Below are 25,769 nucleotides of genomic sequence, written 5' to 3'. Positions count from 1 at the left end.
TCATTACACTACGCCTGCGCGCAGCAGATCATGCATATGTACCACACCCAGCAACTGGTCGCCATCGGCAACCATAACGGAGGTGATATGGCGGGACTGCATCAGGTTCAGCACATCCACGGCCAGCGTACCCGGACGCACGCGGATACCGCCCGGCGTCATCACGTCGGCAATGCCCAGGGTTCGGACATCAACACCCATGTCGAACACGCGGCGCAGGTCGCCATCGGTGAAGATACCCTGAATTTTCATCAGATCGTCGCACACGACCGTCATACCCAGATTCTTACGGGTGATTTCCAGCAGCGCATCACGTAGGGAGGCTTCTTTGCTGACGTGAGGGATCTCATCCCCGGTGTGCATAATATCGTTTACCCGAAGCAGCAGCTTGCGCCCCAGCGCGCCGCCCGGATGGGAAAGCGCGAAATCTTCCGGCGTAAAACCGCGGGCTTCAAGCAGTGCGACGGCAAGCGCATCACCCATGACCAGCGCTGCGGTGGTGCTGGACGTTGGCGCCAGGCCGAGCGGACAGGCCTCCTTGGGAACCTTCACGCACAGGTGAATATCGGCCGCACGCGCCATGCTACTTTCCGGACGGCTGGTCATGCAAATAAGCGGCACCTGCAGTCGTTTCAGTACCGGGATCAGCGCCAGAATTTCATTGGACTCACCGGAGTTAGACAGCGCGATGACGATATCCTGCGGCGTGACCATACCCAGGTCGCCGTGCGCGGCTTCCCCCGGGTGTACAAAGAAGGAAGAGGTTCCGGTGCTGGCAAATGTTGCCGCCATTTTACGTCCAATGTGGCCGGACTTACCCATCCCCATCACCACGACTTTGCCGGCACAGTAGAACATCTTCTCACATGCCAGACTAAAATCCTGATTAATGTACCGATCTAACTGCGCCAGACCTTCACGTTCAATCTCCAGAACCTCTTTGCCTGCTTTCTGAAAGTCAAAACCCGGCTGCAATTCTATTTGCGACATAATGCGTTTCCGTTTACCCAGAGAGAAGAGGCGAGAGCCAGTACAGCATCGCCATCCATACGATAAATCCACCCGTCAGCAGCGCGCCTGCGCCTTTGCCGATCTGTCGTTGCCGCCGCCAGCAGAGCAGGGCAAATATCACGCTGACCAATAACATCACGCCGTAGTCACGCGAGAACGCCAGGGGATTAAAGGGCCCTGGCGTAATGAGGGCCGGAAGGCCCATCACAATGGCGATATTAAATATGTTGGAACCGATGATATTACCAATGGCAATGTCATCTTCACCTTTACGTGCCCCCGCAATGGCCGTGGCCAGCTCCGGCAGGCTGGTACCGATGGCAATCACCGTCAGACCAATGGTAAGTTCACTGATGGCGAAATAGTTCGCCAGCACCGTCGCGTTATCCACGACCATACGCGTTGCCATCGGCATGATGATCAGCGCAACACCAAGCCAGAGCAGGGCAACAGGCAGCGTGCCTTCTCGCGGAAGTTCGGCGACCTGCTCACGCGTGAGGCTATCCTGACCCTGTTTTTCCGCCTGACGGGCGATTTTAACACTATACAGCAACCAAATGACGGCCAGCGCCAGCAGGAAAATACCGTCGCTGTAGCTCAGTACGCCATCGTAAAATACGCAGCCTGCCAACAGGCTTACGATTAACATTAGCGGCAATTCACGGCGCAGAACATCAGAATGCACGCGAAATGGATGGAGCAGTGCGGCCAGGCCTAAAATCAAGAGTATATTGACGATGTTAGAGCCAATCGCGGTGCCTACTGCAAGGTCTAACTGACCATGCAGCGATGCCGAGACAGAGACGATGATTTCAGGAAGTGACGTTCCGACACTGACCACGGTCATCCCGATGACGACAGGCGGTACGCCCGTCAGGCGACACAGGATAGATGCAGCAAATACTAAACGGTCAGCACTGTAGACGACCAAAAGTAAACCAATTATTAACAGTGCTGTTGCTAAAAGCATCAAAAGTCCTTTCTTCAGGTATACTCGTCGGTCCATCGCGCGTGAACGGCTGGACTGCATACAGTCTGAGGCGTAACGAATTCCTAATTTTGACTTTATGCGCCGGAAAAGTAAAACAAATGCCAGCTTTCGCTAACCTCTACGGTTATTATTCTGTAAAAATGCTGAGTTTAGGGCTGATTCAGGCTACATGCCTTAACGTGAGCAGGATAAGAAAGGAACTATAAATGAGCCAAACCATGGCGAATTTAGTCGATGTCCGCGGGGTGAGTTTTTCTCGCGCCAACAGATTGATATTTGATGATATTTCGTTGACCGTTCCGCGTGGCAAGATCACTGCCATTATGGGGCCGTCCGGGATCGGTAAAACGACCCTGCTTCGCCTTATTGGTGGGCAGATCCCACCGGATAGCGGTGAAATCCTCTTTGATGGCGAAAACATCCCGGAGATGTCGCGCTCGCGCCTGTATACTGTCCGCAAACGCATGAGCATGCTCTTTCAGTCGGGCGCCTTGTTCACCGACATGAACGTCTTTGATAACGTGGCTTATCCGCTGCGCGAGCATACCAGTCTGCCACCTGAACTGCTGAAAAGCACGGTGATGATGAAGCTCGAAGCCGTTGGCTTGCGGGGAGCCGCGAAGCTGATGCCTTCGGAGCTGTCCGGCGGCATGGCGCGCCGCGCCGCGCTGGCGAGAGCCATTGCATTAGAACCTGATTTAATCATGTTCGACGAACCGTTTGTTGGACAGGATCCCATTACGATGGGCGTGCTGGTGAAGCTCATCTCTGAGCTGAACAGCGCGCTTGGCGTCACCTGCATTGTGGTGTCTCACGATGTACCGGAAGTATTGAGCATTGCCGATTACGCCTATATCGTGGCGGACAAAAAGATCGTCGCACACGGTAGCGCTCAGGCGCTGCAGGAAAATTGCGATCCGCGTGTTAGACAGTTCCTCGACGGTATTGCCGATGGCCCTGTGCCGTTCCGCTACCCGGCAGGCGACTATCGTGACGATTTACTGGGAATAGGGAGTTAAGCCACTCATGCTGTTAAATGCGTTGGCCGCTCTCGGACACCGTGGCATAAAAACCATCAGGACGTTCGGGCGTGCCGGATTGATGTTATTCAACGCCCTGGTTGGCAAGCCGGAATTCCGTAAGCACGCGCCGCTATTGGTGCGCCAGCTTTATAATGTCGGCGTGCTGTCGATGCTCATCATCATTGTCTCCGGTCTGTTTATCGGTATGGTGCTTGGGCTGCAGGGCTATCTTGTTCTGACAACCTACAGTGCGGAAACTAGCCTCGGGATGCTGGTGGCGCTCTCGCTGCTGCGCGAGCTGGGGCCCGTTGTGGCGGCGCTGCTTTTCGCCGGGCGCGCGGGGTCGGCCTTAACGGCTGAAATTGGCCTGATGCGCGCGACCGAGCAGCTTTCCAGCATGGAGATGATGGCGGTCGATCCGCTGCGTCGCGTGATCTCGCCGCGTTTCTGGGCGGGGGTCATCTCTTTACCGCTGCTGACGATACTGTTTGTCGCCGTGGGTATCTGGGGCGGTTCGCTGGTTGGCGTGCACTGGAAAGGCATTGACGCCGGTTTCTTCTGGTCTGCCATGCAGGACGCCATTGACCTGCGAATGGATCTGGTTAACTGCCTGATTAAAAGCGTGGTATTTGCCATTACGGTCACCTGGATTGCATTGTTCAATGGTTACGATGCCATCCCGACGTCGGCGGGCATTAGCCGCGCAACTACACGTACAGTCGTTCATTCGTCGCTGGCCGTACTGGGTCTGGATTTTGTGCTCACCGCACTGATGTTTGGGAATTGAGTTCATGCAAACGAGAAAAAATGAAATTTGGGTCGGTGTATTCCTGCTGCTGGCGCTGCTAGCCGCACTGTTTATCTGCCTGAGAGCGGCGGATATCACGTCTGTGCGCACCGAGCCGACGTACCGCATCTATGCCACCTTCGATAACATCGGCGGGCTGAAGGCGCGTTCACCGGTCCGTATCGGCGGCGTGGTGATCGGGCGCGTATCCGACATTACGCTGGATGAGAAGACCTATCTGCCTCGCGTCGCGATGGATATCGAAGAGCGTTACAACCACATTCCGGACACCAGCTCCCTGTCTATCCGGACTTCGGGTCTGCTGGGCGAACAATATCTGGCGCTTAACGTTGGCTTTGAAGACCCCGAGCTGGGAACGACTATCCTTAAGGACGGGAGCGTGATCCAGGACACCAAGTCCGCCATGGTGCTGGAAGATATGATTGGTCAGTTCCTTTACAACAGTAAAGGGGATGATAAAAAGTCTGACAATGCCCCTGCGCAGAGCGAAGACCATACCAATGCCGCGCCGACCCCAGGTGCTGCGAATTAATATCAGGAGAAGTCATTCATGTTTAAACGACTGTTAATGGTTGCCATGCTGGTCATCGCCCCTCTTACCGCCGCCTACGCTGCGGATCAGAGTAACCCGTACAAACTGATGGACGAAGCGGCGAAGAAGACATTCGACCGTCTTAAAAACGAACAGCCTAAGATTCGTTCTAATCCTGATTACCTGCGTGACGTGGTTGACCAGGAGCTGCTGCCGTACGTGCAGATCAAATATGCGGGTGCGCTGGTGCTGGGCCGCTATTACAAAGACGCGACTCCTGCGCAGCGTGAGGCCTACTTTGCCGCGTTCCGTGAATACCTGAAACAGGCCTATGGCCAGGCGCTGGCGATGTACCACGGTCAGACCTATCAGATTGCGCCCGAGCAGCCGCTGGGCGATGCGACCATCGTCCCTATCCGTGTGACGATCAACGATCCTAACGGTCGTCCGCCGGTTCGTCTGGATTTCCAGTGGCGTAAAAACAGCCAGACCGGTCACTGGCAGGCGTATGACATGATCGCCGAAGGCGTAAGCATGATCACCACCAAACAGAACGAATGGAGCGATCTGCTGCGCACCAAAGGCATTGATGGCCTGACCGCTCAGCTGCAGTCCATTGCTCGTCAGAAAATCACGCTGGACGAGAAGAAGTAATGTCACAGCAACTCAGCTGGTCGCGTGAAGGCGAGACGTTAAAGCTGTCCGGTGAACTGGATCAGGATCTGCTGAACCCACTGTGGGACAAACGCCATGAAGTGATGCAGGGCGTGACGCTTATCGACTTAACCGAGGTCACGCGGGTGGATACGGCCGGGGTTGCGCTGCTTGCCCATCTGATTGCTGTAGGGAAAAAGCAGGGGGCTAGCGTCACGCTTCGCGGCGCGAGCGAGAATGTCGTGACCCTTGCTCAGCTCTACAATCTTCCTCAGGACGTATTGCCTCGTTAATATTTTCAGTGCGTTACTTCCGAAAGCCCTGACAGTTTCATCGTCAGGGCTTTTTGCTTGTTTAAGACAACGCCACTTTGCTCTAAGATGTTGGGCTTGTTTTCACTATCAGATGATTAAGAACCCATGGAAAATCATGAAATCCAGACAGTGCTGATGAATGCACTCTCCCTTCAGGAAGCCCACGTCACTGGCGATGGCAGTCACTTCCAGGTTATTGCTGTGGGTGAGATGTTCGACGGTATGAGCCGCGTGAAGAAACAGCAGGCTGTGTACGCGCCGCTGATGGAATATATTGCGGATAACCGCATCCACGCCCTGTCAATTAAAGCGTTCACCCCGCAAGAGTGGGCACGCGATCGCAAACTAAACGGTTTTTGAGCTGAGGGCGACAGGCCCGCAGCACGGTTGAATTTATAAGAGAGCACACAATGGATAAATTTCGTGTACAGGGGCCAACGCGTCTCCAGGGCGAAGTCACAATTTCTGGCGCGAAAAACGCCGCGCTGCCAATCCTCTTTGCTGCGCTGCTGGCTGAAGAGCCGGTAGAAATTCAGAACGTACCTAAGCTGAAAGATATCGACACCACCATGAAGCTGCTCACCCAGCTGGGCACGAAAGTTGAGCGTAACGGTTCCGTCTGGATCGACGCCAGCAAGGTGAACAACTTCTCAGCACCTTACGATCTGGTGAAAACCATGCGTGCATCCATCTGGGCGCTTGGCCCGCTGGTGGCGCGTTTTGGTCAGGGTCAGGTTTCTCTGCCGGGCGGTTGCGCCATCGGTGCGCGTCCGGTTGACCTGCACATCTTTGGTCTGGAAAAACTGGGCGCAGAGATCAAGCTGGAAGAAGGTTACGTTAAAGCGTCCGTTAATGGTCGTCTGAAAGGCGCGCACATTGTCATGGACAAAGTGAGCGTGGGCGCAACGGTCACCATTATGTCTGCGGCGACGCTGGCAGAAGGCACCACCATCATCGAAAACGCCGCGCGTGAACCGGAGATTGTGGATACCGCCAACTTCCTCGTGGCGCTGGGTGCGAAGATCTCCGGCCAGGGTACCGACCGTATCACCATCGAAGGCGTTGAGCGTCTGGGCGGTGGTGTCTATCGCGTTCTGCCGGACCGTATCGAAACCGGTACATTCCTGGTCGCAGCGGCGATTTCTGGCGGTAAGATTGTTTGTCGCAACGCGCAGCCAGATACCCTGGATGCGGTGCTGGCGAAACTGCGCGATGCGGGTGCGGATATTGAAGTCGGTGAAGACTGGATCAGCCTCGATATGCATGGCCAGCGTCCAAAAGCAGTCAATGTGCGTACGGCGCCACACCCGGCGTTCCCAACTGACATGCAGGCGCAGTTCACCCTGCTGAACCTGGTCGCCGAGGGTACTGGCTTCATCACAGAAACCATTTTCGAGAACCGCTTTATGCACGTACCGGAGCTGATCCGTATGGGTGCACGTGCTGAGATCGAAAGTAATACTGTGATTTGCCATGGCGTTGAGACGCTGTCCGGCGCTCAGGTGATGGCAACCGATCTGCGTGCGTCTGCAAGCCTGGTGCTGGCGGGTTGTATCGCGGAAGGTACAACGATTGTGGATCGTATCTATCACATCGATCGTGGCTATGAGCGTATCGAAGATAAACTGCGCGCGCTGGGTGCCAACATCGAGCGTGTGAAGGGCGAGTAATCGTTCCGGCAGCCCCCTGCCAGAAATGACCGGGGGGTTGCTGTTCCTGTCAAAAAACGCGTTATTCCTGCGGTTCTCTTTTTACTCTTCTCTGGCGAATCATGCGCGATCTGTCGATAAATTCATGGGTAATGGGATCGTGGTAGCGTGAAGGCCAAATCACCCACGGATGCGTATCCAGCGCCGTTGCGATAATTAATTCTCCTTTGGGCCAGGGGCGGGTGAGGGCGTTTGCCAGAGTTGAAGAACTCAGTCCATGGCGGCGGGACTCTGCTGCCAGTGAAGTGCCTTTTTTGCGCAATGCGGCAATAATATCAGCCGTGTGCCAGTCGATAAATTTCGTATCCATAACGCTGTCCTTAAGTTCGGATTCACCTACGCCGTTTCTTCTGAAACGACGGGGTTTACTATACCCATTTCAACTTCTTGTTCTAAAAAGTTCGCGTTACTTGATGGGATATTCAGAATAAGACACGGCTTTATTCATGCGGTCTCTAAACCGATGAATTTACATGAACACGGAATTTACAGGCGTGTACAGGAACTCCCCGCTATCGCTGCGGGGAGATACAAGGGGATTAACGGTCGCGCTGGACGGCGATGTGGGCAAGACCAATCAGTGCCTCGCGCCACGGACTGTCTGGAATAACCTGAAGCGCTTCGATGGCTTTGTCGGCTTCTTCTTCCGCACGCTGACGCGTCCATTCCAGCGATCCGCAGATAGCCATGGTTTCCAGTACAGGTTCCAGAAGATGGCGACCATTTCCCTGCTCAATCGCTTCGCGGATCATTTTCGCCTGGTCGGCTGTTCCGTTGCGCATAGCATGCAGCAGCGGCAGGGTCGGTTTGCCTTCGTTCAGGTCATCGCCCACGTTTTTGCCGAGCGTCTCGCCGTCCGCACTGTAGTCCAGTAAATCATCGATCAGCTGAAATGCCGTACCCAGATAGCGGCCATAGTCCTGCAGGCCCTTTTCCTGTGCTTCGGTACAGTCAGCCAGAATGCCGGAACACTGGGCCGCCGCTTCAAACAGGCGCGCGGTTTTGCTGTAGATGACGCGCATGTAGTTTTCTTCGGTGATGTCAGGGTCGTTCACGTTCATAAGCTGCAGCACTTCACCTTCAGCAATGACGTTTACGGCTTCGGACATGACTTCCAGCACTTTAAGGGAGCCCAGACTGGTCATCATCTGGAAGGCGCGGGTATAAATAAAATCCCCCACCAGGACGCTGGCTGCGTTCCCGAAAGCGGCGTTTGCCGTGGCTTTGCCACGGCGCATATCCGATTCATCCACCACATCGTCATGCAGAAGCGTCGCCGTGTGGATAAATTCGATGAGCGCTGCGATAGTGATGTGGGCATTTCCCTGATAGCCAACGGCTCTGGCAGCCAGAATGGCAATCATCGGACGAATGCGTTTACCGCCGCCGCTGACGATGTAATAACCCAACTGATTGATCAGTTGAACGTCAGAGTTGAGTTGCTCCAGGATTGCTGCATTCACACCCGCCATATCTTGCGCGGTTAACTCGTTGATTTTTTCTAAATTCATCGCAAAAGCCGGGCTTTTTATCCTGTTGATCCCATCTTCAATGGGGTAACGAAGGGTTTCGGTTTATCAATAGTAGTGCTGATTGTACTGAAAAAACGGCTCAGATAAACGTTACCGTACGTGTTGTGTTTTTTTTCTTCATGTATTGACGGTAGCACTTGTCAAAGGCTCGCGTTTTGCGTAATATTCGCGCCCTATTGTGAATATTTATAGCGCACTCTGATTCATACGAGGACGTGCGCGGAAGCGGAGTTTATATGTACGCGGTTTTCCAAAGTGGTGGTAAACAACACCGAGTAAGCGAAGGTCAGACCGTTCGCCTGGAAAAGCTGGACATCGCAACTGGCGAATCTGTTGAGTTCGCTGAAGTTCTGATGATCGCAAACGGTGAAGAAGTCAAAATCGGCGTTCCTTTCGTTGATGGCGGCGTTATCAAAGCTGAAGTTGTTGCACACGGTCGTGGCGAGAAAGTTAAAATCGTTAAGTTTCGTCGTCGTAAGCACTACCGTAAGCAGCAGGGCCACCGTCAGTGGTTCACTGATGTGAAAATTACTGGCATCAGCGCCTAAGACCTGAGGAGAGATTTAAATGGCACATAAAAAGGCTGGCGGCTCCACACGTAACGGTCGCGATTCAGAAGCTAAACGCCTGGGCGTTAAGCGTTTCGGTGGCGAATCCGTTCTGGCGGGTAGCATCATCGTTCGTCAACGTGGTACCAAATTCCACGCTGGCAACAACGTAGGTTGCGGTCGTGACCACACTCTGTTTGCTAAGGCAGACGGTAAAGTGAAATTTGAAGTTAAAGGCCCGAACAACCGTAAATACATCAGCATCGTTGCTGAGTAAGGTTTTCTCGGTCCGGTAACGGATTAAAGCCCCGCAACCTGTTGCGGGGCTTTTTACATTGGAAACCCGGTAATTTTTTCTGTAGGGAAAACGGGCATGAAGCAGCAGGCCGGCATTGGTATTCTTTTGGCGCTCACTACCGCAATGTGCTGGGGTGCGCTGCCAATTGCAATGAAGCAGGTACTGGAAGTGATGGAGCCGCCTACGGTGGTTTTTTATCGCTTTCTGATGGCAAGCATCGGCCTCGGGGCCATTCTGGCTATCAAAGGTAAGCTTCCACCCTTGCGGCTCTTCCGTAAACCGCGCTGGCTGGTATTGCTGGCTATCGCGACGGGCGGTCTGTTCGGTAACTTCATCCTGTTCAGCTCTTCCCTGCAATATCTCAGCCCCACGGCGTCGCAGGTGATAGGTCAGCTTTCACCGGTTGGCATGATGATCGCCAGCGTCTTTATCCTCAAGGAAAAGATGCGTGGTACGCAGATTATCGGGGCGAGCATGCTGCTGTGCGGTCTGGTGATGTTCTTCAACACCAGTCTGATTGAGATTTTCACTCGCCTGACGGATTACACATGGGGTGTAATTTTCGGTGTGGGGGCAGCAACGGTCTGGGTGAGCTATGGCGTCGCACAAAAGGTGTTATTGCGTCGTCTTGCCTCACAGCAGATCCTCTTTTTGCTGTACACTTTGTGTACAATAGCATTGCTGCCATTAGCAAAGCCGGGAGTGATTTCTCAGCTTAGCGACTGGCAACTGGCGTGCCTCATTTTTTGTGGGCTGAACACGCTGGTCGGCTATGGCGCGCTGGCCGAAGCGATGGCGCGCTGGCAGGCAGCACAGGTGAGCGCGTTAATTACGCTTACTCCGCTGTTTACGCTGTTATTTTCAGATTTGTTATCAATGGCCTGGCCCGATGTCTTCGTCAGACCGATGCTCAACCTGTTGGGTTATCTCGGTGCGTTTGTCGTGGTTGCGGGCGCGATGTATTCCGCCATTGGTCATCGTCTTTGGGGACGTTGGCGCAAAAATGAAGCGGTTGTAGTAGTCCCCCGCTCAGGCGAATGAGTTACGGAGAGTAAAATGAAGTTTGTTGATGAAGCGACGATCCTGGTCGTGGCTGGTGATGGCGGCAACGGTTGCGTGAGCTTCCGCCGTGAAAAGTATATCCCACGTGGCGGTCCTGATGGCGGCGACGGCGGGGATGGTGGTGACGTGTGGCTGGAGGCGGATGAGAACCTCAACACGCTGATCGACTACCGTTTCGAAAAATCCTTCCGCGCTGAACGTGGCCAAAACGGCCAGAGCCGTGACTGTACCGGGAAACGCGGTAAAGACGTCACCATTAAAGTTCCGGTCGGTACGCGCGTGATTGACCAGGGGACCGGTGAAACTATGGGTGACATGACCAAACACGGTCAGCGCCTGATGGTGGCGAAAGGCGGCTGGCACGGTCTGGGTAACAGCCGTTTCAAATCTTCCGTTAACCGTACGCCGCGTCAGAAAACGATGGGTACGCCGGGCGATAAGCGCGACCTGCAGCTGGAGCTGATGCTTCTGGCAGACGTGGGCATGCTGGGTATGCCAAACGCCGGTAAATCGACGTTCATTCGCGCCGTCTCTGCGGCCAAGCCAAAAGTGGCAGACTATCCGTTTACCACGCTGGTACCAAGCCTGGGTGTTGTCCGTATGGATAACGAGAAGAGCTTCGTGGTTGCCGATATCCCGGGTCTGATTGAAGGCGCCGCGGAAGGGGCGGGTCTGGGGATTCGCTTCCTGAAGCACCTTGAGCGCTGCCGCGTGCTGCTGCACCTTATCGATATCGATCCTATCGACGGTTCCGATCCGGTTGAAAACGCCCGTATCATCGTGGGCGAGCTGGAAAAATACAGCGAAAAACTGGCGAATAAACCACGCTGGCTGGTCTTCAACAAGATCGACCTGATGGACAAAGCCGAAGCGGAAGCAAAAGCGAAAGCCATTGCCGAAGCGATGGGTTGGGAAGATAAGTACTACCTGATCTCTGCGGCAAGCCAGGTTGGCGTGAAGGATCTGTGCTGGGATGTGATGACATTCATCATTGAGAACCCAATTGTTCAGGCGGAAGAAGTCAAACAGCCTGAAAAAGTCGAATTCATGTGGGATGACTACCACCGCCAGCAGCTCGAAGAGCTGGAAGCGGAAGAAGACGATGAAGACTGGGACGATGACTGGGATGAAGACGACGAAGAAGGCGTCGAGTTCATCTACAAGCACTAATATCTGTTCAAAGCCCCCATTATGGGGGCTTTTTTATTGAAGCGTTGTGGGCAGCCAGCAGCTGGCGATTAAACCGCCTTCAGCGCCATTTTCAAGGGTCAGCCTGCCGTGGTGTAGCTGGACGATGCGCTGCACGATACTCAGGCCCAGACCGCTTCCTCCGTAGCGCTGGTCAAGACGGCGGAATGGCTCGGTGATTGACACTCGGTGCGCTTCATCAATCCCTGGACCCTGATCGATAACGCTGATCTGCGTCCCCCCGTCGACCTCGGTTAATGTCACTGTAATCATTGTCCCCGGCGGGCTGTAGCGCCCTGCGTTTTCCAGCAGGTTGCGCAGCATCAGGCGCAGGAGCACGGCGTCTCCCTGAACCGTGAGCGCGCTTTTAGCGGGCCAAATCACCGTATGCTCTTTGGCTTCATGGCCCAGGCCGAGAGGTTCAATGATATTTTCCGTCCAGTTCACGGTTTCGTAGTGCCCGCTCGCCATTGCCTGTCCGGCACGGGCCAGCATTAGCAGCTGTTCGACGGTATGCATGAGCTGATCGATACGGCTAATTAACGTCGCTGCCTGTGGCGCGCCTGACTGCGCCATGAGCTCAAGATGAAGCCGGATGCCGGCCAGAGGCGTTCTCAGCTCGTGTGCGGCGTCTGCGGTGAAGAGACGCTCCTGCTGAATGGTGCTATCCAGTCGTGCCAGCAGCTGGTTCAGGGAGGTCGTCACCGCGCCAATTTCTTCCATGTCGGAATACATAGGAAGCGGGGTTAAGTTATCGGCCGAACGGTTAGCGAGACTGTCGCGGAGTTTATTCAGCGGTCGGGTTATCCAGGTGACCGCCCAGAAGGAGAAGAGCAGGGTAAAGCCGACCATCACCAGGGAAGGAACCAGCAGCGAGGCAATCGCTTCGCGGATCTCTTTCTCAACGTGATTATTGCGCGCTTTTGCTGACAGCGTTTCGTTGACCAGAAAACCAATCTGTTCACGGCTTTCATGCCATAGCCAGATAACGCTTATCAGCTGGAAAAACAGGAGAATCACCGCCAGCAGCACCATCAAACGCCGACGCATGCTGTTCATTTCTGGCTCTCCAGACGATAGCCGACGCCGCGAACGGTTTTGATCCTGTCTTTGCCGAGTTTACGCCGCAGGTTATGGATGTGGACCTCAAGGGTATTTGAGCCGGGATCGTCCTGCCAGGAGTAAATATCCTGCTGGAGCGTTTCTCTGTGTACCGTTTGCCCGCTCCGCATGATCAGACGCGTAAGCAAGGCGAACTCTTTTGGCGTCACCTCTACGGCCTGATCCTGGCGCAGCACCTGCTGGGTTTGCAAATTCAGCGTAATATCGCCGTCGGTCAGTAAGTTATCACTATGGCCCTGATAGCGGCGAATCAACGCTCGCACCCGAGCCTGCAGCTCCGCGAGCGCAAAAGGCTTCACCAGGTAATCATCAGCGCCTGCATCGAGGCCAGCGATACGGTCTTCAAGGGCATCTCGTGCCGTCAGGATCAATACCGGGTTGGCGATGCCGCGACGTCGCCACTGGCCGAGCAGCGTGGCGCCATCTTTATCAGGCAAGCCCAAATCGAGGATCACCAGGCTGTATTCGCCGCTCTGAATCAGAGAGTCCGCCTCCGCTGCGGTGCCAGCACAGTCGAGGGCGTACCCTTCATTGGCCAGACCTAGCGCCAGCCCTTCCTGCAATAACAGATCGTCTTCAACTATGAGTAGTTTCATCGCTAGTTATTCTGATAGATGTCCTTATAAAGCCTGCTTTCGAAGCGAACAAGCGGAATACGACGATTGCGCTGGTCGGTCGGTTCGACGGCATAGCCGGAAAGATACTGCACGAATGCCAGGCGTTGTCCGCTGGCGGTAGTGATGAAGCCTGCAAGGTTGTAAACCCCCTGCAGTGAGCCTGTTTTCGCGGAGACTTTACCATCCACACCGGCAGCGTGAAGCCCGGCACGGTACTGCAGAGAACCGTCATGCCCGGCCAGCGGCAGCATTGAAATAAAGTTTAGCTCAGTGTCGTGCTGTGCAATGTACTGAAGCACCTGCATCATCGTGGCCGGAGAGATCAAATTATGACGCGATAGTCCGGAGCCATCGACGGCGATGGTATTACCCAGATCGATTCCGGCCTGCTGGCGCAGGATCTGCCGAACCGCGTCTGAACCCGCGCGCCAGGTTCCCGGCACGCCGAAACGCGCGTGACCAATCATGCGAAACACCGTATCGGCAATCATGTTGTCCGATTTTTTCAGCATGATCCGCAGTAAATCGTGCAGCGGAGGAGACTGTTTGCTGGCGATGACCGTGCCGGGCTGGTTGACCTGCGTCTGACGAAGCAGGGTGCCGGTATAAGTTATGCCCGCTTGCTTCAGTTCATCTTTCAGAATGGCACCCGCATAGCTTGCCCCATCCTGTATCGCAAAGGCCAGGGGCAGTGGATCGGCGCGCTGCGTCAGGCAGCCGGTAAGGGTGAAGCGGTTAAGATCGCCGGGCACGACGTCCAGCTCACAATATTGCGCATCCGGGGAGCCTTTCGCCAGCGTGCGAACCTGGCTAAACATGGTGACCGGGTAGTAAGATGCTATGCGGATAAATGCTAAATCATCTGGCTTTGGCGCGCTGTAAAGTGAAACCGAGAAGCAGTTGCGGTCAACAATCGCGGCGGCGGGCGGGGCGCTAAAACATTGGGTCATGTCGTTCCACGGCCAGCCAGGAGCTTTATCGTGGCTGGCAAAGATGGACGTGTCAATCAGCACATTGCCATCAATTTTCTGCACGCCAGATTTTTTCAGTACCGCAACCATATTGCGGATATCCTGGCGCTTAAAGGTCGGATCGCCGCCAAAACGGGCGATAAGATCGCCTTTCAGTTCGCCACCCTCGACGTTACCTTTGGTCTCGAGTGTGGTAGTAAAACGGAAGTCAGGACCGAGCTGGAGCAAGGCGGCGAGGGCAGTGATCACCTTTTGGGTACTGGCAGGCAGCGCCATCTGTTGACTGTGATAGTCAATCTCGGGAGCCTGTGCGCCAACCTTCTGCACCATCAGGGCAAGGTTCGCGCCTGCGGGGAGCTGATTAATGTACTCATCAACATTCGCGGCCTGGGCAGTGAACGTTAAACTGGTAGTCAATCCGATGATAAATCTGGAAAATCGCATAATCTCGCGCTAACAACCCGAAAACAAACCGTCATACTACGGTGCATAGCACTGCAAAGTAAACGATGACCCATAGTGAACTTCGCGGTAAAATGCATATCAAATTGAAAAATTGCTGCTGACCTGGGGCATTGCTCCCGGGTCGGTTTTCTTTTTGCTTCTTGCCCGCTTAGGGGGGCAGGAGCAGGGAACACTGCTCCCAACAGGAATGTTTAAGAGGTATAACAAATGCAAGCTATTCCGATGACCTTACGTGGTGCCGAAAAACTGCGCGAAGAGCTGGATTTCCTGAAATCCGTGCGTCGTCCTGAAATCATCGCCGCTATCGCGGATGCGCGCGAGCATGGCGACCTGAAAGAGAACGCTGAATACCACGCCGCGCGTGAGCAGCAGGGTTTCTGTGAAGGGCGTATTAAAGATATCGAGGCAAAACTGTCCAATGCACAGGTCATTGATATCACCAAAATGCCTAACAACGGGCGTGTGATCTTTGGTTCTACCGTGACCGTGCTGAACCTGGACAACGACGAAGAGCAGACCTATCGCATCGTGGGTGATGATGAAGCAGACTTCAAACAGAACCTGATTTCAGTGAACTCTCCGATTGCTCGCGGCCTGATTGGCAAAGAGCAGGACGAAGTTGTCACCATCCGCACTCCTGGCGGTGAAGTGGAATACGAAATTATTAAGGTTGAATACCTGTAATTCGCTTCTCTACTAAGATGTTGATACATTGTAAAGAAAAGAAAAAGGCCGCATAGCGGCCTTTTATCAACTCAAGGAGCATGGCATTTTGCTCGCCTGCTGACAGAAATCCCTCGTTTCACACAGAAAATGTGTTTAATTCAGGATATCCTTAGCGTGGCAGCGAGATTTTACGCTCTTTAGATGGGCGGTAGAGCACCAGCGTTTTACCGATGACCTGTACATTACAGGCGCCGGTTTCGCGCACGATGGCTTCCACGATCAGGTTTTTAGTGTCTCTGTCTTCAGAGGCGATTTTCACCTTGATCAGCTCGTGGTGTTCCAGCGCTTGTTCAATCTCGGCAAGCACCCCTTCGGTCAAACCATTGTTGCCAAGCATCACTACAGGCTTGAGCGGATGTGCCAGACCTTTAAGGTGCTGTTTTTGTTTAGTACTCAGATTCATCGTATATTTTTGCTTACGTTGGGATTGAAAACGGTTCATTCTACCGCCATCTCCCTTATATCGCCAAATAGCTGCGTAGAAATTTACGTCACAGGCAGGTAACGATGAACCAGGACGGAAATGTTAAATGACAGGTAAAAAGCGTTCTGCCAGCTCCAGCCGCTGGCTTCAGGAACACTTTAGCGATAAATATGTTCAACAGGCACAGAAAAAGGGGTTGCGTTCCCGTGCCTGGTTTAAACTTGATGAAATACAGCAAAGTGACAAACTTTTTAAGCCGGGGATGACGGTTGTAGACCTCGGTGCGGCACCTGGCGGATGGTCCCAGTATGCGGTAACGCAGATCGGCGGAACGGGCCGAATCATCGCGTGCGATCTTTTACCAATGGATCCCATCGTCGGTGTCGACTTCCTTCAGGGCGACTTTCGTGATGAATTAGTGCTGAAAGCGTTACTTGATCGTGTAGGTGACAGTAAGGTCCAGGTTGTCATGTCAGATATGGCACCAAATATGTGCGGAACACCGGCGGTGGATATCCCCCGTGCCATGTATCTGGTGGAGCTAGCGTTAGAAATGTGTCGTGATGTACTAGCGCCTGGTGGTAGTTTTGTTGTGAAGGTGTTTCAGGGCGAAGGTTTCGAGGAGTATCTTAAGGAAATTCGCTCCCTGTTTGCGAAGGTTAAAGTTCGTAAGCCGGACTCTTCCCGGGCCCGTTCCCGAGAAGTGTATATTGTAGCGACCGGGCGAAAATGATAACCGGTAGATTTCAGGCGAAAGTTTGAATGAAACTGGATATAGAGTATCCTGACGCTGTTTTTAACACAGTTGTAATATGAGGTTAATCCCTTGAGTGACATGGCGAAAAACCTAATACTCTGGCTGGTCATTGCCGTTGTGCTGATGTCAGTATTCCAGAGCTTTGGGCCCAGCGAGTCGAATGGCCGCAAGGTGGATTATTCTACCTTCCTGCAGGAGGTCAATCAGGACCAGGTTCGCGAAGCGCGTATCAACGGACGTGAGATCAACGTTACCAAGAAAGATAGTAACCGTTACACGACTTACATCCCGGTGAACGATCCTAAGCTGCTTGATAACCTTCTGACCAAAAACGTCAAGGTGGTAGGTGAGCCGCCAGAAGAACCAAGCCTGCTGGCTTCTATCTTCATTTCCTGGTTCCCGATGCTGCTTCTTATCGGCGTCTGGATCTTCTTTATGCGCCAGATGCAGGGCGGCGGTGGCAAAGGTGCCATGTCGTTCGGTAAGAGCAAGGCGCGTATGCTAACGGAAGACCAGATCAAGACCACGTTCGCTGACGTCGCCGGTTGTGACGAAGCGAAAGAAGAGGTCGGTGAACTGGTTGAATACCTGCGTGAACCGAGCCGTTTCCAGAAGCTGGGCGGTAAGATCCCGAAAGGGGTGCTGATGGTTGGCCCTCCGGGTACCGGTAAAACCCTGCTGGCGAAAGCCATCGCGGGCGAAGCGAAGGTGCCGTTCTTTACTATTTCAGGTTCTGACTTCGTCGAAATGTTCGTGGGTGTTGGTGCATCTCGTGTGCGTGACATGTTCGAGCAGGCCAAGAAGGCAGCACCGTGCATTATCTTCATCGATGAAATCGACGCCGTAGGCCGCCAGCGTGGCGCAGGTCTGGGCGGTGGTCACGATGAACGTGAACAGACGCTGAACCAGATGCTGGTTGAGATGGACGGCTTCGAAGGTAACGAAGGTATCATCGTTATCGCGGCGACTAACCGTCCGGACGTACTTGACCCTGCGCTGCTGCGTCCAGGCCGTTTCGACCGTCAGGTTGTTGTGGGTCTGCCGGACGTTCGCGGTCGTGAACAGATTCTGAAAGTTCACATGCGTCGCGTGCCGCTGGCGCCAGATATCGATGCGGCAATCATTGCGCGCGGTACTCCAGGCTTCTCCGGTGCGGACCTGGCTAACCTGGTCAACGAAGCTGCTCTGTTTGCCGCTCGCGGTAACAAGCGCGTCGTATCGATGGTGGAATTTGAGAAAGCGAAAGACAAAATCATGATGGGTGCGGAACGTCGCTCCATGGTGATGACGGAAGCGCAGAAAGAGTCCACGGCATACCACGAAGCGGGTCATGCGATTATTGGTCGCCTCGTGCCGGAACACGACCCGGTGCATAAAGTGACGATTATTCCGCGCGGTCGTGCGCTGGGTGTGACCTTTTTCCTGCCTGAAGGCGACGCGATCAGCGCCAGCCGTCAGAAACTGGAAAGCCAGATTTCTACCCTCTACGGTGGTCGTCTGGCAGAAGAGATTATCTACGGTGTGGAACATGTTTCTACCGGTGCGTCCAACGACATTAAAGTGGCGACAAACCTGGCGCGTAACATGGTGACTCAGTGGGGCTTCTCCGACAAACTCGGTCCGCTGCTGTACGCAGAGGAAGAGGGTGAAGTATTCCTGGGCCGTTCTGTGGCTAAAGCGAAACATATGTCCGATGAGACGGCACGTATCATCGACCAGGAAGTTAAATCTCTGGTAGAACGTAACTATGCGCGTGCGCGCCAGATCCTGAACGACAATATGGACATCCTGCATTCGATGAAAGATGCGCTCATGAAATATGAGACCATCGATGCACCGCAGATTGACGACCTGATGGCGCGCCGCGAAGTACGTCCGCCAGCAGGCTGGGAAGACCCAGGCGCTTCCAATAATTCTGACAACAATGGCACCCCGCGTGCGCCGCGTCCGGTTGATGAACCGCGTACGCCAAATCCGGGCAACACCATGTCAGAACAGTTGGGCGATAAGTAAGCCACTGCTGTTGAAGCGTTTGTCTGTACCTCAAACCCTGGAGCTTGCTCCGGGGTTTTTCATTTCTGTTTAACGATATAGATACCAGGGATTTCGCCATGAAATTATTCGCTCAGGACTCGCATCTCGATCTTTCACATCCCCACGTGATGGGGATCCTGAATGTTACCCCTGACTCCTTCTCTGACGGCGGTGCGCATAACACGCTTATCGAGGCGGTTAAGCACGCGAATTTAATGATTAATGCGGGTGCCACCATCATTGACGTTGGCGGCGAATCGACGCGTCCAGGCGCGGCGGACGTGTCTGTGGAAGAAGAGCTGGCGCGCGTGGTGCCGGTCGTTGAAGCAATCGCACAGCGGTTTGAAGTGTGGATCTCCGTTGACACCTCCAAACCGGAGGTGATCCGTGAAGTGGCGAGAGTAGGCGCTCACATTATCAATGATATCCGTTCACTTACCGAACCGGGAGCGATTGAGGCGGCTGCGGATACGGGGCTGCCGGTTTGCCTGATGCATATGCAGGGCCAACCGAAAACTATGCAGGACGCGCCGAAGTATGACGATGTCTTTGCCGACGTAAATCGCTTCTTTATTGAGCATATCAAACGCTGTGAACGTGCAGGTATCCCAAAAGAGAAATTGCTGCTCGACCCGGGGTTCGGTTTCGGTAAAAATCTCTCACACAATTATGCGTTGCTTGCGCGCTTATCGGAATTCCATCATTTTGACCTGCCGTTACTGGTAGGGATGTCAAGAAAGTCGATGATTGGGCAGTTGCTGAACGTGGGGCCGAGCGAACGCCTGAGCGGCAGCCTGGCCTGCGCGGTGATTGCGGCGATGCAGGGCGCGCACATTATTCGTGTCCATGACGTTAAAGAAACAGTAGAAGCCATGCGTGTGGTGGAAGCCACACTGGCAGCGAAGGAAAACAAACGCTATGAGTAATCGTAAATATTTTGGTACCGATGGTATCCGTGGGCGCGTAGGCGATGCTCCCATCACCCCTGATTTTGTCCTGAAGCTCGGCTGGGCTGCTGGTAAAGTGCTTGCGCGTCATGGCTCACGTAAAATTATCATCGGTAAAGACACCCGTATTTCGGGCTATATGCTGGAGTCCGCGCTGGAAGCGGGGCTGGCGGCTGCGGGACTGTCCGCCTCCTTTACGGGCCCAATGCCAACGCCTGCGGTCGCGTATCTGACGCGCACCTTCCGTGCGGAAGCGGGAATTGTCATTTCAGCTTCTCACAACCCGTTCTACGACAACGGCATTAAATTCTTCTCCATTGATGGCACCAAGCTGCCGGATGACGTGGAAGAAGCTATTGAAGCTGAGATGGAAAAAGAGATTACCTGTGTTGATTCCGCAGAGCTGGGTAAAGCGAACCGCATCGTTGATGCGGCGGGTCGCTATATCGAATTCTGTAAAGGTACCTTCCCGAATGAGCTGAGCCTGGCCCACCTCAAAATTGTGGTGGACTGTGCGAATGGCGCGACCTATCACATCGCCCCGAATGTCTTCCGCGAACTGGGTGCGAAAGTAATCACCATTGGCTGCGAGCCGGATGGTCTGAACATTAATGAGCAGGTGGGGGCAACTGACGTTCGTGCCCTGCAGGCGCGTGTTCTGGCAGAAAAAGCCGATCTGGGTATTGCGCTGGACGGCGACGGTGACCGCGTGATCATGGTTGACCACGAAGGTAATAAGGTCGACGGCGATCAGATCCTCTACATCATTGCCCGTGAAGGCCTGCGTCAGGGCCAGCTGCGCGGCGGTGCGGTGGGCACGCTGATGAGTAACATGGGCCTGGAACTGGCCCTGAAACAGCTCGGTATTCCGTTTGTCCGCGCGAAGGTGGGTGACCGCTATGTGCTGGAAAAACTGCAGGAGAAGGGCTGGCGTATCGGTGCAGAAAACTCGGGTCACGTGATCCTGCTCGACAAAACCACCACCGGTGACGGTATCGTGGCCGCGCTGCAGGTGGTTGCCGCTATGGCGCGCAACCATATGAGCCTGCACGATCTGTGCAGCGGCATGAAAATGTTCCCACAGATCCTGGTAAACGTACGTTTCACTGCCGGCAAAGGCGATCCGCTGGAAAATGAGAACGTCAAAGCGGTGATGGCTGACGTTGAAGCGGCCCTCGGCAATCGTGGACGCGTGCTGCTGCGTAAGTCCGGTACTGAACCGCTGATCCGCGTGATGGTGGAAGGTGAAGACGAAGCGCAGGTAACCGAATTTGCGCACCGTATTGCGGATGCTGTAAAAGCTGCATAATCTTGCACGCTAAATGTTTAAAAAGGCGGCGTTTGCCGCCTTTGTTTTAAGCAATTAATGGCTTTTTGCTGTTTTTTTCCGCAGTTGATACAATGCGTCGAAAATGCCCTTGCGAAGGTGATTCGCTTTGGTTAGTATTCACACCCGCTTCAGTGGGAAACAGAAATCCTGCTAATTGGTCGAAGCATTGGTATGCGGCAAATCCGCAAGGAACAGGTTGATTATGTACGAAGCTCTTTTAGTTGTTTTCCTTATTGTAGCCATCGCTCTCGTAGCGCTGATTATGCTGCAGCAAGGTAAAGGCGCTGATATGGGAGCCTCCTTCGGAGCAGGCGCTTCCGGTACGCTGTTCGGTTCAAGTGGTTCTGCGAACTTCATGACCCGCACTACGGCGATTCTGGCTACGCTGTTCTTCATCATCAGCCTGGTGCTTGGCAATATCAACAGCAACAAGACCAGCAAAGGAAGCGAGTGGGAAAATCTGAGCGCGCCAGCGAAAACTGAGCAGACTCAGCCAGCTGCACCGGCTAAGCCAACCAGCGATATCCCGCACTAAGTATTCTGTACCGAGGTGGTGGAATTGGTAGACACGCTACCTTGAGGTGGTAGTGCCCTAACGGGCTTGTGGGTTCGAGTCCCATCCTCGGTACCAATATTCCAGAAAAAAGACGTCGAAAGACGTCTTTTTTTTCGTCTGCATATTCTGAGGTGTGGTTTTGTAGGCCCGGTGGCGCTGCGCTTACCCGCCCTAAGAAAGTCCAAATAAAAAAGGCGTCCCCAGGACGCCTTTTGCATGCTACATCAGCGATTACTTCTTATCGCTATGCTCCAGGTTTTCAACCTGAGGCAGGCCGTTACCGGAATTCGCGGAGAGCAGGCCATTCTCAACATAGTTGAACAGCTTCTCGCGGGTATCGGTAATGTCCAGATTACGCATGGTCAGCTGACCAATACGATCGTCCGGTGAGAACACGGATTCACCTTTCTCCATGGTCAGACGCTCTGCTTTATAGGTCAGGTTGTCAGACACCGTATTCAGAATGGAGTAGTCGTTACCGCGACGCAGTTCCAGGGTCACCTCACCGGTGATCGCGCTTGCCACCCAACGCTGCAGCGCATCACGCAGCATCAGCGCCTGTGGATCGAACCAGCGGCCCTGATACAGCAGTTTGCCCAGCTGACGGCCATGAGAGTGATACTGCTCAATGGTGTCTTCGTTGTGAATACCGGTCAGCAGACGCTCGTAAGCGATGTGCAGCAACGCCATTCCCGGGGCTTCATAGATGCCACGGCTTTTCGCTTCGATGATACGGTTTTCAATCTGATCGCTCATGCCCAGGCCGTGACGACCGCCAATCCGGTTAGCTTCCAGCATCAGCTCAACATCGTCTGAGAAGGTTTTACCGTTCAGCGCTACCGGATGGCCGCGTTCGAAACGTACGGTAACTTCTTCAGCCTGGATTTTGACGTTCTCGTCCCAGAACTTCACGCCCATGATCGGGTTAACGATCTTCACGCTGGAGTTCAGGAATTCCAGGTCTTTCGCTTCGTGCGTCGCACCCAGCATGTTGGAGTCGGTGGAGTAGGCTTTCTCGACTGACATCTTATAGTCAAAGCCGCAGGCAATCATAAACTCGGACATCTCATGACGACCACCCAGCTCGTCGATGAAGTCGGTATCCAGCCACGGTTTGTAGATCTGCAGTTCGGCGTTGGTCAGCAGGCCATAACGATAGAAACGTTCAATATCGTTTCCTTTATAGGTGCTGCCGTCACCCCAGATGTTGACGCCGTCTTCTTTCATCGCCGCAACCAGCATGGTGCCGGTAACCGCGCGGCCCAGCGGAGTGGTGTTGAAATAGGTCAGACCGCCGGTTGTGTTATGGAATGCACCACACTGAATAGCTGCGATACCTTCCGCGACCAGTTGCTTACGGCAGTCAATCAGGCGCGCGTTCTCTGCACCATACTCTTTAGCGCGACGAGGAATGGCATCATAGTCGTCCTCATCCGGCTGACCCAGGTTCGCAGTATAAGCATACGGAACCGCTCCCTTCTGGCGCATCCACAGCAGTGCAGCGCTGGTATCCAGGCCGCCTGAGAAAGCGATGCCAATACGTTGTCCTACCGGAAGATGCTTGAGAATCGTCGTCATAGAATAAAACCCTGCTTGATTGACTGATTAGAGACCGCTTTCGCTCTCTTGTGCATTTTTATGCAAAATAAGTGAGTATTCATTTAATCATCTTTTGGCGAATACCGGAAGAGACTCGTGCGTTTTTTGTAAAAATTTTAGTCCGATCGATCTGGCGGAAGTCGCCTTGACAGGTGGGGTCAACTATCAATATACTAAACGCCGATTTTACGTCCCGTCTTCGGTACCAAATCCCAGCATTATTTGCAAATTCTGTCCAAAACGCGTAGAATTTGCCACGTTTCAGGCGCGGGGTGGAGCAGCCTGGTAGCTCGTCGGGCTCATAACCCGAAGGTCGTCGGTTCAAATCCGGCCCCCGCAACCACTTTCCCATAAAGTTCTTTTTCAAATATACTGTGAAGACTTAGAGCCTTCGTAGCTGGATTTGAAAAAATTCTTTAGGAAAGTGCTCCAGGCCACAGTTGTGGCTATAGGGTTCAGTTATCTAAAGCCCCGATTTATCGGGGTTTTTTGTTATCTGACTACAGAATAACTGGGCTTTACGCCCTTTTTTTATGTCTTGGGGGTGGGCTTGTCCACATTAGAGCAAAAATTAACAGAGATGATTACTGCACCGGTCGAAGCACTGGGCTACGAACTGGTCGGCATCGAATTCGTTCGCGGCCGTACATCGACGCTGCGCATCTATATTGATAGTGAAGATGGCATCAATGTTGATGATTGTGCTGATGTCAGCCACCAGGTGAGTGCGGTTCTTGATGTTGAAGACCCAATTACCGTTGCGTACAACCTGGAAGTTTCCTCACCTGGCCTCGATCGCCCGATGTTCACGGCCGAGCACTATGTGCGCTTTACCGGTGAAGAAGTGGCTCTCGTTCTGCGTATGGCCGTACAGAACCGCCGTAAATGGCAGGGAATTATCAAAGCCGTTGATGGTGAAATGATCACGGTGACAGTCGAAGGCAAAGATGAAGTGTTCGCGCTGAGTAATATCCAGAAGGCGAACCTGGTTCCCCACTTTTAACAGTCTGGATTGAGGTGAAAAGCCCGCGATGAACAAAGAAATTTTGGCTGTTGTTGAAGCCGTCTCCAATGAGAAATCACTGCCGCGTGAGAAGATTTTCGAAGCGCTGGAAAGTGCACTGGCTACAGCAACCAAGAAAAAATACGAACAAGAGATCGATGTTCGCGTAGAAATCGATCGTAAAAGCGGTGACTTCGATACATTCCGTCGTTGGGTAATCGTTGAAGAAGTGACCCAGCCGACCAAAGAGATCACGCTGGAAGCCGCCCGTTTCGAAGACGAAAGTCTGAACGTGGGTGACTACGTTGAAGATCAGATTGAATCTGTGACCTTCGACCGTATCACCACCCAGACCGCTAAACAGGTTATCGTGCAGAAAGTGCGCGAAGCCGAGCGCGCGCTGGTTGTCGATCAGTTCCGCGATCAGGAAGGCGAGATCATCACCGGTGTGGTGAAGAAAGTGAACCGCGACAACATCTCCCTGGAGATCAAATCCGAAGGGTTGCCGGGTAACGCTGAAGCCGTGATCCTGCGTGAAGATATGCTGCCGCGTGAAAACTTCCGTCCAGGCGACCGTATTCGCGGTGTTCTGTACGCCGTTCGCCCTGAAGCGCGTGGTGCACAGCTCTTCGTGACCCGTTCTAAACCAGAAATGCTGGTAGAACTGTTCCGTATTGAAGTACCGGAAATCGGTGAAGAAGTTATTGAGATTAAAGCGGCGGCTCGCGATCCGGGCTCCCGTGCGAAAATTGCGGTGAAAACCAACGACAAGCGTATCGACCCGGTCGGTGCTTGCGTCGGTATGCGCGGTGCGCGCGTCCAGGCTGTTTCTACTGAGCTGGGCGGTGAACGAATTGATATCGTTCTGTGGGATGACAACCCGGCGCAGTTCGTGATCAACGCAATGGCTCCAGCTGATGTGGCGTCTATCGTTGTTGACGAAGACAAACACACCATGGATATCGCTGTAGAAGCGGGCAACCTGGCGCAGGCAATCGGCCGTAACGGTCAGAACGTACGCCTGGCGTCACAGCTGAGCGGCTGGGAACTCAACGTCATGACCGTTGATGACCTGCAGGCTAAGCATCAGGCTGAAGCCCATGCGGCGATCGATACCTTCACCAAATACCTGGATATTGACGAAGATTTCGCCACTGTTCTGGTAGAAGAAGGATTCTCTACGCTGGAAGAACTGGCCTATGTGCCAATGAAAGAGCTGCTGGAAATTGACGGTCTGGATGAACCAACCGTTGAAGCCCTGCGTGAACGCGCTAAAAACGCACTGACCACCCTGGCACTGGCTCAGGAAGAAAGCCTTGGCGATAAGAAGCCGGCTGATGACCTGCTGAATCTGGAAGGTCTTGATCGTGCGATTGCGTTCAAGCTGGCTGCCCGTGGTGTTTGTACGCTGGAAGATCTCGCTGAGCAAGGCGTTGATGACCTGGCTGATATCGAAGGTTTAACCGACGAGAAAGCCGGCGAGCTCATCATGGCCGCACGTAATATTTGCTGGTTCGGCGACGAAGCGTAATAAACTGTAGCAGGAAGG

Annotated in this window: 28 protein-coding genes and 2 tRNA genes; 21 read left to right on the top strand and 9 right to left on the bottom strand. The window is 53.7% G+C overall.

Annotated features, from left to right (window positions below; all coding sequences use genetic code 11):
* Window positions 1-3 precede the first annotated feature (3 nt).
* Both kdsD and UR504_RS10055 read right to left on the bottom strand, forming a co-directional pair.
* Window positions 4-990: an arabinose-5-phosphate isomerase KdsD gene (kdsD, locus tag UR504_RS10060; protein WP_032659705.1), complete on the bottom strand. Its 987-nt coding sequence runs from the start codon at window positions 988-990 to the stop codon at window positions 4-6.
* Window positions 991-1,003: 13 nt separating this feature from the next.
* Complete coding sequence (locus UR504_RS10055) at window positions 1,004-1,981, bottom strand: calcium/sodium antiporter (protein ID WP_039260412.1); 978 nt, start codon at window positions 1,979-1,981, stop codon at window positions 1,004-1,006.
* A 227-nt stretch (window positions 1,982-2,208) separates the two neighbouring features.
* On the opposite strand from UR504_RS10055, the gene mlaF reads away from it, so the two are divergent.
* The 7 genes from mlaF (at window position 2,209) to murA (ending at window position 7,002) form a co-directional block, all read left to right on the top strand.
* On the top strand, window positions 2,209-3,021 hold the full coding sequence (mlaF, locus tag UR504_RS10050; protein ID WP_024906354.1) for a phospholipid ABC transporter ATP-binding protein MlaF: 813 nt from the start codon (window positions 2,209-2,211) through the stop codon (window positions 3,019-3,021).
* Between the two features lie 7 nt (window positions 3,022-3,028).
* Window positions 3,029-3,811: a lipid asymmetry maintenance ABC transporter permease subunit MlaE gene (gene mlaE / locus UR504_RS10045; RefSeq protein WP_010436044.1), complete on the top strand. Its 783-nt coding sequence runs from the start codon at window positions 3,029-3,031 to the stop codon at window positions 3,809-3,811.
* A gap of 4 nt (window positions 3,812-3,815) precedes the next feature.
* Window positions 3,816-4,364, top strand: a complete 549-nt coding sequence (gene mlaD / locus UR504_RS10040) for an outer membrane lipid asymmetry maintenance protein MlaD (RefSeq protein WP_008501455.1) — start codon at window positions 3,816-3,818, stop codon at window positions 4,362-4,364.
* A gap of 18 nt (window positions 4,365-4,382) precedes the next feature.
* Window positions 4,383-5,018, top strand: coding sequence for a phospholipid-binding protein MlaC (gene mlaC, locus UR504_RS10035; RefSeq protein WP_302236892.1), 636 nt, complete (start codon window positions 4,383-4,385; stop codon window positions 5,016-5,018).
* On the top strand, window positions 5,018-5,311 hold the full coding sequence (gene mlaB / locus UR504_RS10030; RefSeq protein WP_127732410.1) for a lipid asymmetry maintenance protein MlaB: 294 nt from the start codon (window positions 5,018-5,020) through the stop codon (window positions 5,309-5,311). Before mlaC ends, mlaB begins: the two co-directional genes overlap by 1 nt.
* Before the next feature lie 126 nt (window positions 5,312-5,437).
* The gene (gene ibaG, locus UR504_RS10025) at window positions 5,438-5,692 is read left to right on the top strand and encodes a BolA family iron metabolism protein IbaG (protein WP_008501458.1); all 255 of its coding nucleotides are present in this window, start codon (window positions 5,438-5,440) and stop codon (window positions 5,690-5,692) included.
* A gap of 50 nt (window positions 5,693-5,742) precedes the next feature.
* Window positions 5,743-7,002 (top strand): UDP-N-acetylglucosamine 1-carboxyvinyltransferase, encoded by a 1,260-nt coding sequence (gene murA, locus UR504_RS10020; RefSeq protein ID WP_115876352.1) that lies wholly within the window; start codon window positions 5,743-5,745, stop codon window positions 7,000-7,002.
* A 61-nt stretch (window positions 7,003-7,063) separates the two neighbouring features.
* On the opposite strand, the gene sfsB is transcribed toward murA, so the two are convergent.
* Together sfsB and ispB are read right to left on the bottom strand one after the other, a co-directional pair.
* Window positions 7,064-7,351: a DNA-binding transcriptional regulator SfsB gene (sfsB, locus tag UR504_RS10015; protein WP_111964968.1), complete on the bottom strand. Its 288-nt coding sequence runs from the start codon at window positions 7,349-7,351 to the stop codon at window positions 7,064-7,066.
* A 229-nt stretch (window positions 7,352-7,580) separates the two neighbouring features.
* Window positions 7,581-8,552, bottom strand: coding sequence for an octaprenyl diphosphate synthase (ispB, locus tag UR504_RS10010; RefSeq protein WP_024906360.1), 972 nt, complete (start codon window positions 8,550-8,552; stop codon window positions 7,581-7,583).
* A gap of 257 nt (window positions 8,553-8,809) precedes the next feature.
* Between ispB and rplU the strand changes: the two genes are divergently transcribed.
* The 4 genes from rplU to cgtA all read left to right on the top strand — a co-directional run bounded on the left by rplU (window position 8,810) and on the right by cgtA (window position 11,651).
* Entirely contained in the window at window positions 8,810-9,121 is a 312-nt protein-coding gene (gene rplU, locus UR504_RS10005) for a 50S ribosomal protein L21 (RefSeq protein WP_003025032.1), read from the top strand.
* Between the two features lie 19 nt (window positions 9,122-9,140).
* The gene (rpmA, locus tag UR504_RS10000) at window positions 9,141-9,398 is read left to right on the top strand and encodes a 50S ribosomal protein L27 (RefSeq protein WP_004385076.1); all 258 of its coding nucleotides are present in this window, start codon (window positions 9,141-9,143) and stop codon (window positions 9,396-9,398) included.
* 96 nt (window positions 9,399-9,494) lie between these two features.
* Complete coding sequence (locus UR504_RS09995) at window positions 9,495-10,460, top strand: DMT family transporter (protein ID WP_111964967.1); 966 nt, start codon at window positions 9,495-9,497, stop codon at window positions 10,458-10,460.
* Window positions 10,461-10,475: 15 nt separating this feature from the next.
* Window positions 10,476-11,651, top strand: a complete 1,176-nt coding sequence (gene cgtA / locus UR504_RS09990) for an Obg family GTPase CgtA (protein ID WP_021242261.1) — start codon at window positions 10,476-10,478, stop codon at window positions 11,649-11,651.
* Between the two features lie 33 nt (window positions 11,652-11,684).
* Here cgtA and pmrB read toward each other — a convergent pair whose 3' ends face one another.
* Genes pmrB through dacB form a run of 3 tightly spaced genes read right to left on the bottom strand, consistent with a single transcriptional unit; the run spans window position 11,685 to window position 14,823 of the window.
* Window positions 11,685-12,728: a two-component system sensor histidine kinase PmrB gene (gene pmrB / locus UR504_RS09985; protein WP_248174968.1), complete on the bottom strand. Its 1,044-nt coding sequence runs from the start codon at window positions 12,726-12,728 to the stop codon at window positions 11,685-11,687.
* The gene (gene pmrA, locus UR504_RS09980; RefSeq protein WP_115876349.1) at window positions 12,725-13,387 is read right to left on the bottom strand and encodes a two-component system response regulator PmrA; all 663 of its coding nucleotides are present in this window, start codon (window positions 13,385-13,387) and stop codon (window positions 12,725-12,727) included. Before pmrA ends, pmrB begins: the two co-directional genes overlap by 4 nt.
* Window positions 13,388-13,389: 2 nt before the next feature.
* Complete coding sequence (gene dacB / locus UR504_RS09975) at window positions 13,390-14,823, bottom strand: serine-type D-Ala-D-Ala carboxypeptidase (protein ID WP_111964964.1); 1,434 nt, start codon at window positions 14,821-14,823, stop codon at window positions 13,390-13,392.
* A gap of 228 nt (window positions 14,824-15,051) precedes the next feature.
* On the opposite strand from dacB, the gene greA reads away from it, so the two are divergent.
* Window positions 15,052-15,528, top strand: coding sequence for a transcription elongation factor GreA (gene greA, locus UR504_RS09970; protein WP_302236876.1), 477 nt, complete (start codon window positions 15,052-15,054; stop codon window positions 15,526-15,528).
* 151 nt (window positions 15,529-15,679) lie between these two features.
* On the opposite strand, the gene yhbY is transcribed toward greA, so the two are convergent.
* Window positions 15,680-15,973: a ribosome assembly RNA-binding protein YhbY gene (gene yhbY / locus UR504_RS09965; RefSeq protein ID WP_003861814.1), complete on the bottom strand. Its 294-nt coding sequence runs from the start codon at window positions 15,971-15,973 to the stop codon at window positions 15,680-15,682.
* Window positions 15,974-16,100: 127 nt separating this feature from the next.
* Between yhbY and rlmE the strand changes: the two genes are divergently transcribed.
* The 6 genes from rlmE (at window position 16,101) to UR504_RS09935 (ending at window position 21,693) form a co-directional block, all read left to right on the top strand.
* Window positions 16,101-16,727: a 23S rRNA (uridine(2552)-2'-O)-methyltransferase RlmE gene (rlmE, locus tag UR504_RS09960; protein WP_003861812.1), complete on the top strand. Its 627-nt coding sequence runs from the start codon at window positions 16,101-16,103 to the stop codon at window positions 16,725-16,727.
* A gap of 102 nt (window positions 16,728-16,829) precedes the next feature.
* The gene (ftsH, locus tag UR504_RS09955; RefSeq protein ID WP_010436002.1) at window positions 16,830-18,764 is read left to right on the top strand and encodes an ATP-dependent zinc metalloprotease FtsH; all 1,935 of its coding nucleotides are present in this window, start codon (window positions 16,830-16,832) and stop codon (window positions 18,762-18,764) included.
* 98 nt (window positions 18,765-18,862) lie between these two features.
* Window positions 18,863-19,711, top strand: a complete 849-nt coding sequence (gene folP / locus UR504_RS09950) for a dihydropteroate synthase (RefSeq protein ID WP_302236872.1) — start codon at window positions 18,863-18,865, stop codon at window positions 19,709-19,711.
* On the top strand, window positions 19,704-21,041 hold the full coding sequence (gene glmM, locus UR504_RS09945) for a phosphoglucosamine mutase (RefSeq protein WP_023309339.1): 1,338 nt from the start codon (window positions 19,704-19,706) through the stop codon (window positions 21,039-21,041). Before folP ends, glmM begins: the two co-directional genes overlap by 8 nt.
* Before the next feature lie 223 nt (window positions 21,042-21,264).
* Window positions 21,265-21,597, top strand: coding sequence for a preprotein translocase subunit SecG (secG, locus tag UR504_RS09940; protein ID WP_023309338.1), 333 nt, complete (start codon window positions 21,265-21,267; stop codon window positions 21,595-21,597).
* Between the two features lie 9 nt (window positions 21,598-21,606).
* Window positions 21,607-21,693: transfer RNA gene (locus UR504_RS09935), tRNA-Leu, on the top strand.
* Window positions 21,694-21,849: 156 nt separating this feature from the next.
* Here UR504_RS09935 and argG read toward each other — a convergent pair.
* A complete protein-coding gene (gene argG / locus UR504_RS09930) occupies window positions 21,850-23,196 on the bottom strand; it encodes an argininosuccinate synthase (RefSeq protein WP_023309336.1) in 1,347 nt (448 codons plus the stop codon).
* Window positions 23,197-23,483: 287 nt separating this feature from the next.
* Here argG and UR504_RS09925 point away from each other — a divergent pair.
* From UR504_RS09925 to nusA, 3 genes are all read left to right on the top strand, one after another.
* A tRNA-Met gene (locus tag UR504_RS09925) sits at window positions 23,484-23,560 on the top strand.
* Window positions 23,561-23,767: 207 nt separating this feature from the next.
* Entirely contained in the window at window positions 23,768-24,220 is a 453-nt protein-coding gene (gene rimP / locus UR504_RS09920; RefSeq protein ID WP_014833432.1) for a ribosome maturation factor RimP, read from the top strand.
* Window positions 24,221-24,248: 28 nt separating this feature from the next.
* Entirely contained in the window at window positions 24,249-25,751 is a 1,503-nt protein-coding gene (gene nusA / locus UR504_RS09915; RefSeq protein ID WP_003861798.1) for a transcription termination factor NusA, read from the top strand.
* Window positions 25,752-25,769: the final 18 nt, after the last annotated feature.

The organism is Enterobacter sp. 241F3 (assembly GCF_034106785.1).
GTDB classification, from domain to species: Bacteria; Pseudomonadota; Gammaproteobacteria; order Enterobacterales; family Enterobacteriaceae; genus Enterobacter; species Enterobacter vonholyi.
Note: the sequence above shows the minus strand (reverse complement) of the source record. Positions and strands in the feature narration are given on the sequence as shown.

Bases quoted from the DNA above. Each gene is read 5' to 3' on its own strand.
- kdsD (WP_032659705.1), bottom strand. From the start codon at position 990: ATGTCGCAAATAGAATTGCAGCCGGGTTTTGACTTTCAGAAAGCAGGC.
- UR504_RS10055 (WP_039260412.1), bottom strand. From the start codon at position 1,981: ATGCTTTTAGCAACAGCACTGTTAATAATTGGTTTACTTTTGGTCGTC.
- mlaF (WP_024906354.1), top strand. From the start codon at position 2,209: ATGAGCCAAACCATGGCGAATTTAGTCGATGTCCGCGGGGTGAGTTTT.
- mlaE (WP_010436044.1), top strand. From the start codon at position 3,029: ATGCTGTTAAATGCGTTGGCCGCTCTCGGACACCGTGGCATAAAAACC.
- mlaD (WP_008501455.1), top strand. From the start codon at position 3,816: ATGCAAACGAGAAAAAATGAAATTTGGGTCGGTGTATTCCTGCTGCTG.
- mlaC (WP_302236892.1), top strand. From the start codon at position 4,383: ATGTTTAAACGACTGTTAATGGTTGCCATGCTGGTCATCGCCCCTCTT.
- mlaB (WP_127732410.1), top strand. From the start codon at position 5,018: ATGTCACAGCAACTCAGCTGGTCGCGTGAAGGCGAGACGTTAAAGCTG.
- ibaG (WP_008501458.1), top strand. From the start codon at position 5,438: ATGGAAAATCATGAAATCCAGACAGTGCTGATGAATGCACTCTCCCTT.
- murA (WP_115876352.1), top strand. From the start codon at position 5,743: ATGGATAAATTTCGTGTACAGGGGCCAACGCGTCTCCAGGGCGAAGTC.
- sfsB (WP_111964968.1), bottom strand. From the start codon at position 7,351: ATGGATACGAAATTTATCGACTGGCACACGGCTGATATTATTGCCGCA.
- ispB (WP_024906360.1), bottom strand. From the start codon at position 8,552: ATGAATTTAGAAAAAATCAACGAGTTAACCGCGCAAGATATGGCGGGT.
- rplU (WP_003025032.1), top strand. From the start codon at position 8,810: ATGTACGCGGTTTTCCAAAGTGGTGGTAAACAACACCGAGTAAGCGAA.
- rpmA (WP_004385076.1), top strand. From the start codon at position 9,141: ATGGCACATAAAAAGGCTGGCGGCTCCACACGTAACGGTCGCGATTCA.
- UR504_RS09995 (WP_111964967.1), top strand. From the start codon at position 9,495: ATGAAGCAGCAGGCCGGCATTGGTATTCTTTTGGCGCTCACTACCGCA.
- cgtA (WP_021242261.1), top strand. From the start codon at position 10,476: ATGAAGTTTGTTGATGAAGCGACGATCCTGGTCGTGGCTGGTGATGGC.
- pmrB (WP_248174968.1), bottom strand. From the start codon at position 12,728: ATGAACAGCATGCGTCGGCGTTTGATGGTGCTGCTGGCGGTGATTCTC.
- pmrA (WP_115876349.1), bottom strand. From the start codon at position 13,387: ATGAAACTACTCATAGTTGAAGACGATCTGTTATTGCAGGAAGGGCTG.
- dacB (WP_111964964.1), bottom strand. From the start codon at position 14,823: ATGCGATTTTCCAGATTTATCATCGGATTGACTACCAGTTTAACGTTC.
- greA (WP_302236876.1), top strand. From the start codon at position 15,052: ATGCAAGCTATTCCGATGACCTTACGTGGTGCCGAAAAACTGCGCGAA.
- yhbY (WP_003861814.1), bottom strand. From the start codon at position 15,973: ATGAATCTGAGTACTAAACAAAAACAGCACCTTAAAGGTCTGGCACAT.
- rlmE (WP_003861812.1), top strand. From the start codon at position 16,101: ATGACAGGTAAAAAGCGTTCTGCCAGCTCCAGCCGCTGGCTTCAGGAA.
- ftsH (WP_010436002.1), top strand. From the start codon at position 16,830: ATGGCGAAAAACCTAATACTCTGGCTGGTCATTGCCGTTGTGCTGATG.
- folP (WP_302236872.1), top strand. From the start codon at position 18,863: ATGAAATTATTCGCTCAGGACTCGCATCTCGATCTTTCACATCCCCAC.
- glmM (WP_023309339.1), top strand. From the start codon at position 19,704: ATGAGTAATCGTAAATATTTTGGTACCGATGGTATCCGTGGGCGCGTA.
- secG (WP_023309338.1), top strand. From the start codon at position 21,265: ATGTACGAAGCTCTTTTAGTTGTTTTCCTTATTGTAGCCATCGCTCTC.
- argG (WP_023309336.1), bottom strand. From the start codon at position 23,196: ATGACGACGATTCTCAAGCATCTTCCGGTAGGACAACGTATTGGCATC.
- nusA (WP_003861798.1), top strand. From the start codon at position 24,249: ATGAACAAAGAAATTTTGGCTGTTGTTGAAGCCGTCTCCAATGAGAAA.